Origin of the sequence: Chroococcidiopsis sp. TS-821 (genome assembly GCF_002939305.1) — a bacterium.
GTDB lineage: Bacteria > Cyanobacteriota > Cyanobacteriia > Cyanobacteriales > Chroococcidiopsidaceae > Chroogloeocystis.
In genome coordinates this window covers 1,310,004-1,325,838 of the sequence record NZ_MVDI01000001.1, presented here as the reverse complement: position 1 = coordinate 1,325,838, position 15,835 = coordinate 1,310,004, and the positions used below count along the sequence as shown (strand labels likewise).

General features: G+C 43.4%; 17 protein-coding genes. 12 read left to right on the top strand and 5 right to left on the bottom strand.

Annotation, left to right across the window (positions count from 1 at the left end; translation table 11 throughout):
* The first annotated feature begins 117 nt into the window (after positions 1-117).
* The 4 genes from clpP (at position 118) to B1A85_RS06005 (ending at position 3,844) form a co-directional block, all read left to right on the top strand.
* Positions 118-810 carry an ATP-dependent Clp endopeptidase proteolytic subunit ClpP gene (clpP, locus tag B1A85_RS06020; RefSeq protein WP_104545971.1) on the top strand — a complete coding sequence of 231 codons (693 nt, stop codon included), beginning with the start codon at positions 118-120 and terminating at the stop codon, positions 808-810.
* 9 nt (positions 811-819) lie between these two features.
* The gene (gene clpX, locus B1A85_RS06015; protein ID WP_104545970.1) at positions 820-2,160 is read left to right on the top strand and encodes an ATP-dependent protease ATP-binding subunit ClpX; all 1,341 of its coding nucleotides are present in this window, start codon (positions 820-822) and stop codon (positions 2,158-2,160) included.
* Between the two features lie 100 nt (positions 2,161-2,260).
* A complete protein-coding gene (locus tag B1A85_RS06010; RefSeq protein WP_104545969.1) occupies positions 2,261-3,184 on the top strand; it encodes an alpha/beta fold hydrolase in 924 nt (307 codons plus the stop codon).
* 15 nt (positions 3,185-3,199) lie between these two features.
* A complete protein-coding gene (locus tag B1A85_RS06005; RefSeq protein ID WP_104545968.1) occupies positions 3,200-3,844 on the top strand; it encodes a MarC family protein in 645 nt (214 codons plus the stop codon).
* 137 nt (positions 3,845-3,981) lie between these two features.
* On the opposite strand, the gene B1A85_RS06000 is transcribed toward B1A85_RS06005, so the two are convergent.
* A complete protein-coding gene (locus tag B1A85_RS06000; protein WP_104545967.1) occupies positions 3,982-4,965 on the bottom strand; it encodes a GntR family transcriptional regulator in 984 nt (327 codons plus the stop codon).
* A 386-nt stretch (positions 4,966-5,351) separates the two neighbouring features.
* On the opposite strand from B1A85_RS06000, the gene B1A85_RS05995 reads away from it, so the two are divergent.
* The 4 genes from B1A85_RS05995 (at position 5,352) to trpD (ending at position 9,229) form a co-directional block, all read left to right on the top strand.
* Complete coding sequence (locus B1A85_RS05995) at positions 5,352-6,101, top strand: dienelactone hydrolase family protein (protein WP_104546313.1); 750 nt, start codon at positions 5,352-5,354, stop codon at positions 6,099-6,101.
* Positions 6,102-6,280: 179 nt separating this feature from the next.
* On the top strand, positions 6,281-7,180 hold the full coding sequence (locus B1A85_RS05990; RefSeq protein WP_104545966.1) for a S1 RNA-binding domain-containing protein: 900 nt from the start codon (positions 6,281-6,283) through the stop codon (positions 7,178-7,180).
* An 89-nt stretch (positions 7,181-7,269) separates the two neighbouring features.
* Positions 7,270-8,037 carry a hypothetical protein gene (locus B1A85_RS05985; RefSeq protein WP_210404194.1) on the top strand — a complete coding sequence of 256 codons (768 nt, stop codon included), beginning with the start codon at positions 7,270-7,272 and terminating at the stop codon, positions 8,035-8,037.
* A gap of 112 nt (positions 8,038-8,149) precedes the next feature.
* Positions 8,150-9,229, top strand: a complete 1,080-nt coding sequence (gene trpD / locus B1A85_RS05980) for an anthranilate phosphoribosyltransferase (protein WP_104545964.1) — start codon at positions 8,150-8,152, stop codon at positions 9,227-9,229.
* Here the strand turns inward: trpD and B1A85_RS05975 are convergent.
* Positions 9,217-9,753 carry a TIGR02281 family clan AA aspartic protease gene (locus B1A85_RS05975; protein WP_104545963.1) on the bottom strand — a complete coding sequence of 179 codons (537 nt, stop codon included), beginning with the start codon at positions 9,751-9,753 and terminating at the stop codon, positions 9,217-9,219. The genes trpD and B1A85_RS05975 overlap by 13 nt on opposite strands.
* 118 nt (positions 9,754-9,871) lie before the next feature.
* Positions 9,872-10,759, bottom strand: a complete 888-nt coding sequence (locus tag B1A85_RS05970) for a TIGR02281 family clan AA aspartic protease (RefSeq protein WP_104545962.1) — start codon at positions 10,757-10,759, stop codon at positions 9,872-9,874.
* 576 nt (positions 10,760-11,335) lie between these two features.
* Between B1A85_RS05970 and B1A85_RS05965 the strand changes: the two genes are divergently transcribed.
* From B1A85_RS05965 to B1A85_RS05950, 4 genes are all read left to right on the top strand, one after another.
* The gene (locus B1A85_RS05965; protein ID WP_104545961.1) at positions 11,336-11,611 is read left to right on the top strand and encodes a helix-turn-helix transcriptional regulator; all 276 of its coding nucleotides are present in this window, start codon (positions 11,336-11,338) and stop codon (positions 11,609-11,611) included.
* A gap of 175 nt (positions 11,612-11,786) precedes the next feature.
* Positions 11,787-12,407, top strand: a complete 621-nt coding sequence (locus tag B1A85_RS05960) for a DUF6391 domain-containing protein (RefSeq protein ID WP_104545960.1) — start codon at positions 11,787-11,789, stop codon at positions 12,405-12,407.
* Between the two features lie 189 nt (positions 12,408-12,596).
* Positions 12,597-12,977, top strand: coding sequence for a photosystem I reaction center subunit IV (locus B1A85_RS05955; protein ID WP_104545959.1), 381 nt, complete (start codon positions 12,597-12,599; stop codon positions 12,975-12,977).
* A 3-nt stretch (positions 12,978-12,980) separates the two neighbouring features.
* Positions 12,981-13,829 (top strand): DNA-formamidopyrimidine glycosylase, encoded by an 849-nt coding sequence (locus B1A85_RS05950; RefSeq protein WP_104545958.1) that lies wholly within the window; start codon positions 12,981-12,983, stop codon positions 13,827-13,829.
* Positions 13,830-14,416: 587 nt separating this feature from the next.
* On the opposite strand, the gene mdh is transcribed toward B1A85_RS05950, so the two are convergent.
* Both mdh and B1A85_RS05940 read right to left on the bottom strand, forming a co-directional pair.
* Positions 14,417-15,391 (bottom strand): malate dehydrogenase, encoded by a 975-nt coding sequence (gene mdh, locus B1A85_RS05945; RefSeq protein ID WP_104545957.1) that lies wholly within the window; start codon positions 15,389-15,391, stop codon positions 14,417-14,419.
* Between the two features lie 155 nt (positions 15,392-15,546).
* On the bottom strand, positions 15,547-15,762 hold the full coding sequence (locus B1A85_RS05940; RefSeq protein ID WP_104545956.1) for an NAD(P)H-quinone oxidoreductase subunit O: 216 nt from the start codon (positions 15,760-15,762) through the stop codon (positions 15,547-15,549).
* Positions 15,763-15,835 lie beyond the last annotated feature (73 nt).

Here is a 15,835-nt window from a genome sequence, read left to right as displayed (position 1 = left end):
ATGAAAATTTCCTAAAGTTGATTTATTAATGAATAAGGCATAATAGTTCACAGGTGGTGCATTCACTAAATAGTTTAAATGCACGACACATTCAGTATCATTCTGAGACACTGTGATATGCTCGTATCTCAAACTTCAAATCACCCGATAACTAGTTCACACTCCTTAGAAATCAACTCGCTTGGTGCCAGCAACATTGTCCCCATGGTTGTCGAACAATCGGGTATGGGAGAGCGGGCATTCGACATCTACTCCAGATTACTCAGAGAGCGAATTATTTTTTTGGGAACTCAGGTAGATGACGCTGTAGCCGACTCAATAGTTGCACAATTGTTATTCTTAGATGCAGAAGACCCTGAAAAAGATATTCAACTCTATATCAATTCACCAGGGGGATCTGTAACAGCAGGCATGGCAATTTATGACACAATGCAGCAAATTCGCTGTGATGTTGCTACGATCTGCTTTGGGCTAGCTGCAAGCATGGGTGCTTTCCTTTTGGCAGCAGGAGCGCATGGCAAGCGGATGTCACTACCCAATTCGCGGATCATGATTCACCAGCCACTAGGTGGTGCTCAAGGACAAGCAGTAGATATTGAAATTCAAGCAAGAGAAATCCTCTACCTCAAGCGCAAGCTTAATGAAATCTTGGCATATCATACCGGTAAACCTCTAGAGCGAATTGAAGCCGATACGGAAAGAGACTTTTTCATGTCTGCCGAAGAGGCAAAAAACTACGGCTTGATTGACCAAGTGATCTCTAAACAAAATCTCCCCAAAGCCAACGAACCAGTAAGCACAGTAAATTAAGAGGCAGGTATGTCAAAGTACGACTCCCATTTAAAATGTTCATTCTGCGGCAAATCTCAAGAGCAGGTGCGCAAGCTAATTGCTGGACCGGGAGTCTACATCTGTGACGAATGTGTTGACTTATGTAACGAAATATTAGATGAGGAATTGCTCGACTCGAAGGAAACTGCTCCACAGCAACCAAATCGAGTCGAAGCCCCACCGAAGCGGCGATCGCGTGCGAGTAATTTCTCTTTTAGCCAAATGCCTAAGCCACGCGAGATCAAAAAACATCTTGATGACCATGTGATTGGTCAAGACGAGGCGAAAAAAGTTCTGTCGGTTGCTGTGTATAACCACTACAAACGGTTAAGTTTAGTACAAGCTAAAAACAGTGGTAAGGTATCGCCAGAAGAGGCAGTAGAATTACAAAAATCAAATATTCTCTTAATTGGTCCTACTGGTTGCGGTAAAACGCTTTTGGCACAAACTCTAGCAAAGATATTAGATGTGCCTTTTGCGGTAGCAGACGCAACAACGCTAACTGAAGCAGGATATGTTGGCGAAGACGTTGAAAATATTTTGCTGCGACTACTGCAAGTCGCTGACTTGGATGTAGAAGAAGCACAGCGTGGCATTATTTACATCGATGAAATTGATAAAATCGCGCGCAAGAGCGAAAATCCTTCGATCACACGCGACGTCTCTGGTGAGGGAGTACAACAAGCGTTACTGAAAATGCTAGAAGGAACCATAGCAAACGTACCGCCACAAGGAGGACGCAAGCATCCCTACCAAGATTGTATTCAAATCGACACGAGTAACATTTTATTTATTTGCGGTGGCGCGTTTGTTGGGTTAGAGAAAGTCGTAGAACAGCGGACTGGCAAGAAATCGATGGGCTTCATTCAACCTGGTGAAAGCTCGTCACGGGATCAGCGCACTGCAGACGTCCTCAGGCACTTAGAACCAGATGACCTAGTGAAGTTTGGCATGATTCCTGAATTTATTGGTAGAGTACCAGTAGTCGCAGTACTCGATCCGCTCGACGAAGAAGCCTTGATGGCAATTTTGACTCAACCACGCAGTGCATTGGTGAAGCAGTATCAAAAATTACTCAAGATGGACAACGTGCAACTTGAGTTTAAACCTGATGCCTTGCGGGCGATCGCGCAAGAAGCCTACCGCCGTAAAACTGGCGCAAGAGCATTACGCGGTATCGTTGAAGAATTAATGCTAGATGTGATGTACGAGTTGCCTTCACGAAAAGATGTAACGCGCTGCACTGTAACATCGGAAATGGTAGAAAAACGCTCGACTGCGGAATTATTAATGCATCCTTCATCCTTACCCAAGCCGGAATCAGCATAGACGCTTTATCGGACATTTTGCAAAAGTTGCCAATCAGTCGTAGGTTAAAAGTAAAAGGTTAACCTCTTTAGAAAATATCTTTTTGCAAAAGTCTAGGAAAATGCCTTACGTTGATGTTCGCGGTGTAGAACATTACTATGAATGGATTCGGACGCCAAGTTCAGAACCTCACGCTAAACCTGTTATGGTATTTATTCACGGGTGGGCTGGCTCGGCGCGGTACTGGCAAGGTATAGCTCGTGCTTTGGCAGATAAATTTGACTGTTTACTGTACGATTTGCGCGGATTTGGTAGGTCTCGCGGTAGATCCTTGCTACCATCCACAAGTATTGCTGTTGCTGACTCAGAAATTCCGCGAGAAAAATCAGCAGCAGTGCAAGAATTGACTTACGAGTTGGAAGAATATGCAGGCGACTTAGCAGCGTTACTAGATCGATTAAAAATTGAGCAAGTATATATCCATGCACATTCGATGGGTGCGTCAGTTGCCACTTTGTTTTTAAACCGCTACCCACAACGAGTACACCGCGCAATTCTTACTTGTAGTGGAATTTTTGAGTATGATGAAAAAGCTTTTGCCGCCTTTCATAAGTTTGGCGGTTATGTTGTGAAGTTTCGTCCGAAGTGGTTGAGTAAAATTCCTTTTGTCGATCGGATGTTCATTGCGCGGTTTTTACATCGTCCGATACCCGCGGCAGAACGTAAAGCTTTCTTACAAGATTTCCTGCTTGCTGATTATGAGGCAGCTTTAGGCACAATCTTTACTTCGGTGAGTAAACAAGCTGCTGAAGTCATGCCGCAAGAGTTTGCGCGGATTACCGTACCAACATTGTTAGTAGCTGGAGAATACGACAAAATCATTCCTGCTGAAATGGGACGCCAAGCGGCAAAGTTAAATCCCTTGGTTGAATATGTCGTAATTCCTAACACGGCTCATTTCCCGATGCTAGAAGATGCAGAAACTTATCTGCAAAAAGTACGTGCGTTCTTGCAAATTGAGCAACCGCTCGAAGTCGCCGGTTGAAGGAATGAGTAGCGAATGTGGCAGCAGTTAACCTCCGTTGTCGTGGGAACTTTCCTAACTTTGTTTCCTGTGACTAATCCAGTCGGTGCGATTCCCATTTTTTATGGATTAACCGGCGCAACTACAAAATTTTATCGCCTTCGCCAAGCACGTCAGACAGCAATTAATGTTGTTTTAGTTTTAGGGGTCTTTTTACTGGCAGGCAGAGAAATACTCAGCTTTTTTGGGATATCGCTAGGAGTGTTACGGATTGCTGGTGGTTTACTGATTGCGCATACAGCTTGGGAAATGGTCACAGCGCGTCAACGACTCACCGTGCCAGAAAGCGATGAAGCTATCGATAAAGATGATATTTCTTTTACACCAATGGCAATTCCGATAATTAGCGGTCCTGGCGCGATTGGTGTTGTGATTGGTTTTGCTGCAAGCAACAGCGGATGGATTGATAATATCGGTTGCTTAGTTGGAATTGTTTTACTTGGGGCGACGATCTATTTGTGTCTTGCTTTGGGAGAACCTTTAGTTGGTATATTAGGCAAAAATGGTTTGGGAGCGTTGAATCGAGTCCTGGGATTTTTTATCTTGGCGATCGCCGTACAATTTATTGCCGATGGTTCTGTGACGCTCCTCAGAGAAGCAGCACCCAATCTGTTGCGCTAAAGCACCGATTGAATACTACTGCTATAGCCATTGCAGGAATGGTTGAGACATAGTAGAAGCTCGCAGTCAGCTGGTAACCTTCGATCTCTAAACCATAAATCTGAGCTTCGGCGCGTCCTCTGACCTCTGCGATAGCATCAGCCCAAGCCCAATTCGCGCTTGAGAAAATCAATTGACTTTTCACTAATGTAATTTTCGCTGCAAATGAGTTGCGGAGGACGAATAATGTCCTCTCTGGCAGCTTGGACAGCGGCTTTAACTGCAGGAAAACTTGCTTGGTCAAAACTAATAATCACTTGCGCACTTCTGACAATTGCATTGAGCTTATAGTTATCGCCGAGTTGGGCACTCATGACTAATAGTTCATCACCTCGAAGACTGTAGGCAATGACTTCTGCTGCGCGGAGAATACCAGAACTCAAGCTGACCATGCCCAGGTTAGTGCCTTTGGGCAGTTTTTTCAACAGTTGTATTTCTTTGGCATAGTCGTAAATATCGATAGGAATCACGCGGACAGACTTAGGCGCGGCGATCGCTTCAGCGCGAGCGATAAAATACCGAGTTGTCACCACTGTCCCCGCTGGAGTTTGTTCTAGGACTTGCGCTAATTCCTCTAATGGCACTAATTGTACAGGTCTTTGAATCGATTGCTCAAGTTCGTCAACCATTAACTTACCCGCACCAATATCATCCGCTGGAACAGTGACTAATACCCGCGCACTTGACCGCAACCGCCAGTCAATTTCTGCTAAAAATAGCTCTCTTGCTTGATTTAAAGAACAGCCAGCTTTGAGTAGCTCATCGAGACTATTTTGCACGATTCTTTCTGCTTGGGGATATTTCTCCAAAATCGGAATTGGTGCTGGGTTACGCATTGATGGTTGAGCGCGGACGTAAATGCCAGAACCTGCACGGCTTTCAACAAGTCCGTCTTCCTCTAAGTGGCGATAGACTTTGCTGATTGTGTTTCGGTGTAACCCTGTTTGCATCGCGAGGGCGCGCGTACTTGGAAGTCTGTGACCTGGGGGAAATTGTCGTGAGGTAATCGCGTACCAAATTTGATTGAGTAACTGAGTTGAAGCTGGAATTTCACTATCTGGTTGGATATGAAACTGAACCATTGTTCCTCCAAAAGACAATCTGCGGCAAAAACCAAAAAAGATGTTTGATACTGAAATGGTTGCTTACAGATTGACTATGAAAAGACGAAAATACAAAAGATAGACAACGTTTGCAGCCACAGGTAACGCATATTTGTTCTGTTAAGAGTGAACTGTGCTTAAAATCTTTACTTTATTTGTTCGTTTCTTACCAAATCTGCATAAGTTCTCAACATTTAGCAAAGTTTCTTTAATATTTAAGTGACGCTACCGCGAATAGATGGACAGAAGGAAATATCACGCTTATTCATAATATTAGGTAATGGGTAATGGGTAATGGGAAGTTGATTCTTATCAATTACCAGTTACCAATGACCAAATTCCATATGACAGCAAACACATTTGTCATGACTAGCGCAGAAATTCGTTCTTCTCATGTAAAAGTTCCCAATGGCGACCTTCAAGTTCCAGCTTATCTGACGATGCCTGTCGATGAAGGTTCTTATCCAGGTATTGTCGTCATTCAGGAAATTTTTGGTGTTAACGAACACATTCGCGACGTGACAGAAAGAATCGCCAGAGAAGGGTATGTTGCGATCGCCCCTGCCATTTTTCACCGTGTTGCGCCGAATTTTGAAGTTGGCTACTCGCCACAAGACGTAGAACTAGGGAGAAAATACAAACAACAAACCAAAGCAGACGAACTGTTGAGTGACATTCAAGCGACCATAGACTATCTCAAAGACCTACCACAAGTCAGAAAAGACGGCTTTGGGTGTATTGGCTTTTGCTTCGGCGGTCACGTAGCTTATTTAGCTGCGACACTCCGCGATATTCAAGCAACGGCATCTTTTTACGGAGCAGGAATCACAAGTCAAACGCCTGGCGGTGGTTCTCCGACAATTACACGCACTCCAGAAATCAGCGGCACAATTTATGCTTTCTTTGGGATGCAAGATGCGAGTATTCCAGCGAAGGATGTCGATCAAATAGAGGCAGAGTTAAAGAAATATCAAGTTTCGCACAAGATCTTTCGCTACGCCCAAGCAGATCATGGTTTTTTCTGCGATCGCCGCGCGAGCTATAACCCCGAAGCTGCGGCTGATGCGTGGGAACACGTCAAACAACTATTTCAGCAGCATCTAAAGGAAGCGTAAAGCACCTGCTTCAGATTGAGAGGACATTACAATTAATCAATAGGTAAGTGGGTAAATGGTAAGAGGGAAGCATAAAGAACTTAGCTGAACGCAAGCCGATAGCTCATCATAAATCCTAATTACCACTTACCAATGACCGACTTGCATATTACATTCAGTTCATTTTGTTTTGATAGCTCATGACATCTCAATCTCAGCCTTCTTCTGCAGCTTCATCCTTTTCTATGGATGATTTTGCCAAAGCTTTAGACCAACAAGATTTTCAATTTAGTAAAGGACAAGTCGTGCGGGGGAAGGTATTTCAATACGAAAGCGATGGTGCTTATGTAGACATTGGTGGAAAATCCGCAGCTTTCATTCCTTTAGCTGAAGTTGGTTTGCACTCTGTCAGCGATCTATCTACAGTTTTACCGTTGCAGGAGGAACAAGAATTTTTGATTATCCGCGAACAAGATGCGGATGGGCAAGTCACACTATCACGCCGTCAGCTGCAAATCAAACAACTGTGGGAACAGCTAAGCGAAATGCAAGAAGATGGCAAAAGTTTGGAAGTGCGCGTCAAGGGAGTCAATAAAGGTGGCGTCACTGTCGACGTCCAAGGTTTGCGCGGATTTATTCCGCGATCGCACTTACTCGAACGCGAGAATTTGGAAAATTTGGTCGGGCAAAACCTCAATGCGAGTTTGCTAGAAGTCAATCGCGACAATAATAAACTTGTGCTGTCGCAACGCCTCGCAACGCGATCGCAAGCAATAACTCAGTTTGAGCCTGGGCAACTCGTAACCGGCAAAATTAGCGCGATTAAGCCATTTGGTGTTTTTGTCGAGTTGGATGGACTTAACGGTTTGCTGCATATCAAGCAAATTAGTCAAAACTACATCGCATCTTTGCCTTCACTTTTCCAAACGGGGCAAGAAATTTCGGCGATCGTTGTGGATGTTGATGAGAGCCAAAGTCGAATTTCGCTTTCTACAAGGGTTTTAGAAAACTATCCTGGCGAAATGCTAGAAAAAAGAGACGAGGTGATGGCAAGTGTAGAAGCACGAGCAAACCGCGCCCGAAAAAAATTGCTCGAATAGTTTGTTTTTTATAAAGTCAGCGGTAAAATTGAGCCCAATCTTTGCCAAGATAAGATTGTTTGCCAGCAATCTAATTTGCAAAAATGGGCATGACAGTAAAATCATCCGACAGCGCTGATAGCTTTCTCATTCTCATCTTGCCAGTCGCGCTAGCGATTACTTTTCTCTTTTCCACTTGGCGATTGCTCCTAGCAATTGCTGGTTTTGTTGTACTTTTGAATATTTTCCAACGCTATCGATGGCAAAAGTGGAGCAAAACCCTAAATCCAACTTTCCACAAATTGATTCAAGAAAATCAAGGACGAATTACAATTCTAGATTTAGCAATGCGCGCTAATCTTTCAGCAGCAAAGGCAAAGCGCTACCTCGATTACAAAGCTGCAGAATTTGGCGCGCGGATACTTGAACCGGAAGACGGCAGTAGTAGGGGCTATTTCTTTGTCACGGCAAAAACTCTTGGTAGTATATTCGATGACAGCGAACCGCCTTTGTCTTTACCCGAAGAATCCGAGCAAAAGACACTGGTAGAAGATTTGCCTGCGTCAGAAGAAAACGAACAAAACCAAGTTCAAATAGCCGAGGAAAACGAAGTCGCAACGACTTCAGCAGAACATACAACTGTTGTTGAAGCTGAGACTGCGAGTCTTGCTACGCCCACTCACGTTCGAGTAGCACCAGAATCACTTCTGCAATCTGAACTTGCTAAGCGATTAGATGTAAATTCGAGTACAGTTTACAAACATCGCTCAAATCCAGATTTTGCTGAATGGAGTCGCAGCCGCGATCCAGAGGGAATTGCTTGGGAGTACTCGTCAGAAGAAAAGCGTTTTTTTCCGATCGTTGCAGTTGAGCAGTAGTCATGGAATCTAAAGACAAAACATGTATGCAATTTAACTCTCTGACTTTTAGTTGTGGAGTTTTGCTAAAAGCTAACTACCTGTTTTGACAGAATTTATGAGATGAGAATTTATGACCTATTCACCATCAATCGCAAATGCCACCTCAGAGTTTACTCCAGGTTGGGATAGCGAACTACTACAACAGTTATTAGACCGCGCCTCACTATCGCGCGAACAAGCCGCACGACTGATGCAAGCATGGCTCGACGAAGCAATTCCACCAGTTTTGTCAGGAGCAATTTTAGCTGCAATTCAAGCTAAAGGCGTATCTGCAGAAGAACTTGCGGGAATGGCTGAGGTTTTGTTGGCTCAATCGCAATGCCAATCTACAATCACGCACCACGAGCCAGTAATTGATACTTGCGGTACGGGTGGTGATGGTGCTGCGACTTTTAATATTTCGACGGCTGTTGCTTTTGTGGCAGCTGCGGCGGGAGTACGTGTCGCAAAACATGGCAATCGTTCGGCTTCGAGTCGTGTTGGTTCTGCCGATGTTCTGGAAGCGGTGGGTGTCAATCTCGATGCGCCCCCCCACAAAGTTCAAGCGGCACTTGAAGAAGTTGGGATTACTTTTTTGTTTGCACGGGGTTGGCATCCAGCAATGAAAGTTGTCGCACCGCTACGGCAAACGCTGAAGGTACGCACAGTTTTTAATTTGTTAGGACCATTGATCAACCCCTTGCGCCCCACAGGACAGGTGATTGGGGTATTTGATGGGGCAATCTTGGAAACTGTCGCCAAAGCTTTATGTCAATTAGGTACCCAACGCGCGATCGTCCTTCATGGACGAGAAAAACTCGATGAAGCAGGCTTGGCTGATGTTACAGATTTAGCCGTACTCGTGCAAGGAGAAGTTCATTTAACAACGCTCGATCCCCAACAGTTAGGTTTAACGCCTGCTCCCATTGCAGCAATTCGTGGCAGTGACGTTCAAGAAAATGCCGCAATTCTCCAAGCAGTCTTGCAGGGTAAAGGTACTCAAGCTCAACAAGATGTTGTAGCACTCAATGCAGCACTTGCTTTACAAGTAGGTGGACTTGTTGCTTCTGAAAATTATACAGCAGGTATCGCCCTCGCGAAAGAAATTCTGCATAGTGGTGCAGCTTGGGCAAAGCTTGAGCAATTAGTCAAGTTTCTTCAGCGGGTATGAAATTCTACAATGTCTTGCTTAATTGTTAAGTCGTAACGGCTAAAAAAGTTTTGCCCTAATAGTGGCAAAGGGGCAACTAAGACTTGAGTATCGCGGAGGATGGCACCGCCAACTTCGATTGATTCTATGCGTCCTATCGGCAAGCTAACAGCTTCACCACTGGCAACTTGAACAATTTGGCTGCCTACAGGAACTAATCCAAGGTGATTTGCCATAGCCTCCGTAATTGTCGTTTGTGTTGCTCCTGTATCCAAAATCATCTCAAATTTTTGCTTATTATTAAATGTGACATCGATTACTGGTGTTCCACCATAGCGGCGTTTAATTTTGGCAGTAAATACTTGTCGTGTTGTTGGTGGCAAGTGCTGATAATTTTTACAAAGTTGACTCAAGTTAACTACCGCACCTGTAGAATTAATCATGTAACAACTTTCAACCTCTTGCGCGTTTGCTGGCAGCGCAATAAAGTTGATACCTACAACAGTTAATGTAGTTTTAAATAGAAGTAAAATAGTTCGCCGCATTATTTTTTAACTAGGTTGTTGATAAGCAAAAATAGGTCTATTTTTTTGACTCTCAAATCTTTGAAATATAAAATATTCCCTAACCGCCGACCCCTGACTCTTGAACTCTCCTCTATATCTAGCGCGGGCGAAATTCGATAACATCCCGCTTGAATGTCAGATCGTAATTGTGAAAAAAGTCATGTCCTAGTAATCCGGTTTCTAATTGCGCAGACGGCGCGATCGCCACAGGTAAATTGTTAACGACGATTCCTCCAACCTCGATAGTATCAACATAGCCAATCAGAAATTCCACACCTCTATCACTAGCAGTATTTGCCTTTGCGGTAGTTGTGGGTTTAATTCCTAGCGCAGTCGCGATCGCCTGCGTAACCACCGTGTTGCTAGCCCCAGTATCGACAATCATTTCAAACTGTTGCGTGCCGTTAAACGTCACATTAATAACAGGCGTGCCACTTTCACGGCGTTTTACTGGAACGCGGATAACTGTTTGATTTTGTTCAACGGGTGGCAAAACTTCGAGCCTTTCCGGTTCTAATGCGTTCAACGGTAAGCTGGCTGGCGCCGTTGTCATTGAGCTAAGATTAACTTGTTGCTGAGCATACCTAATGTTTTGTTGATACTCAGTTATCTTTTTTTGCGCAATCGTTGAGCGATCGCTATCTGCAGGTACTGCTTTCATTAAAGCCAGTGCTTCTTGCCATTTACTCACGACCAAGCGCCAATCGTCGGCTGACTGCGCTGATTGACTAATCGTATATGCCGCTGTTGCTTTGTCTAGTGCTAATTCAAATAAACTCGGCTGCTCTTTCGGTATTGCAGATGGCAACTTTGTGGCAACGGCAGATTTTTGGACTGATGCTGTACTTGATGAGCTTTGATGACTAACTGAGGGTGTATTATTTAATTGATGAATACCAGGTTTGCTACTACACCCAACACCAGCGATCGCAACTGTACTTGAAATAAAAATAATTGCTGCTGGCGCTGGATAAATTTTAAGCATAATGACGTACAATACACCTTAATCAACCAAAATTACTGAGGATTTTTTACCCATTTCAATTTAAACACAGCAAACTTATAGTTAGTTTAGTAAACATCACAAACGTTGTATCGAGTTGAGCGAGCACATAAAATTGACTTAATCAAAAAGAAAGTTATTTAACGAAGAAGTATTTAAAGAAATTGCAAAGTTTTGAGTATTCAGTTGACCTTACACGCAGAAACAAGTATTCCGGTTGTTTACTCCTTAAATTTCATCATTTATAACTGCACGCGAATCAACACATTTCACCACTTTGAATATAAAAGTACACTTCAAAGCTCGTCAAGGAATGTCAGCATGTCAAAGTATATAAATTAACAAATACAAACAGTAATTATACTTGAAAGCTCCTCTCTTAATTAGAGGCGTTCTCAAAAAGCCGACCAACTTTTTCGCCAGTCAGCCGAAACTTAACCAGCTTTAATTTGAGCAAGAAACATACTGTATCCAACGGCTAGAGAAGCCGACCAGCAAAAGAATCCTTTAGAATTGAAAAAGGAGAGTAAGTAGATCTACTAAGGATAAATTGCTAGTATGGCTGGTGGCGAGTCTCAAACCCCTGTTTCCCTGTCCGATCGAGAATTACAAATTATTGAACTAGTAGCTGCTGGCTTAACAAACCAAGAGATAGCAGAAAAATTAGATATTAGTAAACGTACTGTCGATAATCACATCAGCAACATTCTGACTAAAACCGCGACTGAAAATCGCGTGGCATTAGTTCGTTGGGCACTACAATGGGGTAAAGTTTGCTTGGATGATGTGAATTGCTGTACTTTGCCTAACCATAGCGATGGTACAGTTTCGTAGCATATTTATGCAGAGCGCAAACAACTTCCTGGCGATTGACACTAAATCTCAACTATATTAAAGGCAAATTATATTAAATTTGAAGATAAATATCTTGGTGCGGTAATTATCCACACTCATCAAGATAAAACGCGACGCTCATTCCTCATCTAGCAGCTTCTGGAGAAACGCTGCCATGAATACGCATATTTTAGATTTTTTTGATGTCGAGAGTCTGACTCAACCGACACAAGCCCAGGATACGGAACTTATTAAACAGCTTGCTTTTATCCCTGGAATAAAAGATATTTTAATGCTGCGACAGGTTCACGCGCTGGAACACGCTACAGTATGGGTTCTTAGCGAACAAAGTGGTTATCAATCTCCTGAAAATCAATTGTTGGCAGGTTTCTCGACTGAACAAGGATTCTACCTTTACGGTCATTTGAATCAAGCTACTTTACGTAATGCAGTGAGTATCGCATTACAGCGACTGACAAGTGGAGAATGGAGTTTAGCGGTACATCCTCGCTGCGGTACAAATGTCTCAGCCGGGATTTTACTCGCAGCAGGACTTGCGGTAGGCTTTCATTTACTATTACCGCGCGGACCAGTTGAGCAGCTGTTAGGGTTAGGTTTAGCAGCAACGATGGCTACTCAGTTTGCACCTGATGTTGGTACGTTAGCTCAACGTTATCTGACTACCGCGATTCCGTTTAACTTAGCAATAGAGAATGTCAAACTGACTCAGGATGCGTGGGGAAAAGCCGCTTATTTTGTGGAAGTCAGCTGGATAGAGCGAGCGTCAATCGATTGATAGTAAATTAATAAAACTTAAAGCCTCGATAGTAGAGTAAGTTGCCGCTGAGTAGTACGCTGAAAAGTAGTTAGTAGCCTAAGTCAGATAAATAACTTAATACTCGACTTTATTGCTTGCATCAGGTTGTAGAGTGAAATCTATTAGCCGTATCTCTGTGGCAATCGATAACTAAAAGGAAAAGTACAAATGGTTGAACGTGGTTCAAAAGTGCGCATCCTCCGTAAAGAGTCCTACTGGTTTCAAGATGTAGGAGTTGTTGCCTCGGTTGACAAAAGTGGCATTCGCTATCCCGTGATTGTCCGCTTTGATAAAGTTAACTATGCGGGCGTAAATACAAATAACTTTGCAGAAACAGAACTCGTAGAGATTGAAAAGCCAACGGCAAAAGCGAAAAAAGCAACTCCTGCTGCGACCGGTGGCAAACAAACGACTATCGACGAACGTACCCGCACCACAGGTCAGGGAACACCGCTGAAGCCTGAAGCTAAGACGACTGCTGCGCCCGAGTCAGGTGAAGGTAGCTCAACAGTAGTTGGTGATGCTAACCAAGGAACCGAATCGCGTTAGATTGTGCCGGAACTACCTGAAGTAGAGACTGTACGACGAGGACTGAATCAAGTCACTCTGAGTCAGCCAATTAGGGGTGGAGATGTGTTACTAGAACGCACGATCGCCCACCCACTTTCTATTGCAGAATTCTTAACAGGAATTCAAGGATGCGCGATCGCGCGGTGGCATCGCTATGGTAAATACTTGTTAGCCGAAACGCAACAGTCTTCTCAAGTACCATCTGGTTGGTTGGGCGTCCATTTGCGGATGACAGGTCAGCTATTGTGGTTAAACCAGGAGGAAGAATTACATAAGCATACGCGCGTTAGGCTGTTTTTTGATAACGGGTTAGAGTTACGCTTTGTCGATCAACGCACGTTTGGTCAGATGTGGTGGGTACCGCCAGCAGTTCCTGTAGAAAGCGTCATCACAGGTTTAGCCAAATTAGGATTAGATCCTTTCTCTCCAGCCTTTTCAGTTGATTACTTAACTCAAAAATTCAAAAATCGCCAACGGGCAATTAAAACAGCACTACTAGAGCAAGCGATAGTTGCCGGATTAGGTAATATTTATGCAGATGAAGCGTTGTTTCTCTGTCAGCTACGACCAACAACTCTTTGTAGCGAGTTGCGCTTAGCGCAGATAGAAAAGCTGCGTTGTAGTATTATTCAAGTTCTCGAAACTAGTATCGCCGCCGGCGGCACAACTTTTAGTACGTTTCTAAATGTACAAGGTGTTAATGGTAAATATAGCGGTCTTGCTTGGGTTTATAATCGTACTGGTCAACCTTGCCGCCTTTGCCAGACACCGATTCAACGAATTCGACTCGCAGGGCGATCTTCTCACTTTTGTCCTAACTGTCAGCAATAAAGCTTTTCGGAGAGTTTATTACGTTTAATTCGGTTTAGCTTTTAATTTCTACTAAAATCCAAATTGGCCAAAAAGTGATTATCAAAGGACATTGCCAACGCGGAGGTGGAAAGCGCCGATTGCAATTTTTGAGAAACGCTAGCCAGCAAATAAATCCTGAAAAAAGATAAGCAGCGATCAGATAAACTAAAAAAATAATATTCATAGAAAGTACTTTTTAATACAAGATAGTTGCTAGTAATTAGAGAATGCCTGATTTTGAGTAAAGAAATGAATTGGAAAACCACGACAGTAATGAAAATTTAGTAAAGATTTTGCTGCGTATGCGCGGTATAATTACTGAGACTTGCAGTCGCAAAATAGAGAAAAGTCTAGGTAATAGCTAAGTATAATTACTTAAAGATTGCGCGGAAGTAGTGCTGAACTTGCGATCCACCGTAGCGATACCAAAAAAACTACTATATCTTCTAGTATATTGCTAGTGTCAAAGCTTCTCTACCGTAATCATACGCACTCTTTTGTTTGCTAAGTGCGACAGCTTGGGTAAAATTAAGGATAGATGACGTTGAAGGTGAAAATATACCAATTTAACTCAATTTAACAAGCGATCGCGCCTGTTCTATATTTTGTTTGACTGCTTGCGCGGCAAGATGTAAGGCAGAGAGTTCCGAATCTGTCAGTTTTAATTCTAAAATTTGCTCAACTCCAAGCGCCCCAAGTAACGTAGGAACGCCAATAAAAACATCCTGTAAACCATACTCGCCTTGAAGATAAGCTGCTACTGGAACTAAGCGCGATTGGTTGAGTAAAATTGCTTCTACCATTAAATATGTTGAAGCCGCAGGTGCAAAGTAGGCACTGCCCGTCTGCATCAATTCAACAATTTCTGCTCCTCCCTTACGGGTTCTTTCTACCAAGCGCTCGATGGTTGCGGCATCGATTAATTCTGTAATTGGAATACCATTAACCGTTGAAAAGCGCGGTAAAGGTACCATCAAATCGCCATGACTGCCTAAGACGATCGCGCGGACATCGGCAATACTAACACCTAATTCCATCGCTACAAAAGCTTGAAACCGTGCTGAGTCTAAAACGCCAGCCATGCCAATGACGCGCTTTGTTGGCAATTTTGTTGCTTGCCAAGCAAGATAAGTCATGACATCCAAAGGATTAGTTACCACAATGAGAATGGCATTTGGCGAATATGCGATCGCATTCGTTGCTGTTTCTACAACAATGCGGGCGTTAGTTTTGAGCAACTCGTCGCGACTCATTCCTGGCTTACGTGGTTGTCCTGCAGTAATCACGACAATATCTGAACCAGCAGTATCAGCATAATTTGTTGTACCGATAAATTGTCGACTATGCCGTGATATGCCTTTAGCTTCCATCAAGTCAAGTGCTAAACCTTGAGGTAGTCCCTCTACTTCGTCTAACAGCACTACATCGGCTAGGTTTTTCTCACCAATTTGTTGCGCTAATGTACTGCCAACTTTACCAACGCCAACGATTGTGACGCGGGGAGAGTAACCCAATAACTGCGAAGTAGAGGCGATAGGCATAACTTAGAAACGCGTTTTCCTAGATATATGCGTGTCGTTATTTTGCGATCGGCGCTCTGATTATGCAAATACGACTCTTAGGATAATAGTCTTATCAATCGCCGTAATTTGTATCGCGTGACAGCTATTGTTGCTGACTATGGCTTGAAAACAAGCTACTTCACTGATTCTAGCTGATCGACCCGTAACCAGATATTCGGAGTGGGAACTTGTCCAAAGACAACAAGCGCATAGTCTCCTTTAATATCTAAGACTTCTCCTTTAGTTTCAAATATATATGACGGAAACCGCGTGTCACTTGCTTGCGCTTCTAGGGAATTTTCCAACTTTTCCCGAACTGCACGAACTAAATCGCCCTTTTTAACAGCCATACTTCTACTATGCTACTCAACTGTAATTCTTCCTATATTTTGCACCCTTTCGCCTCATTTATAAACTCTGCAA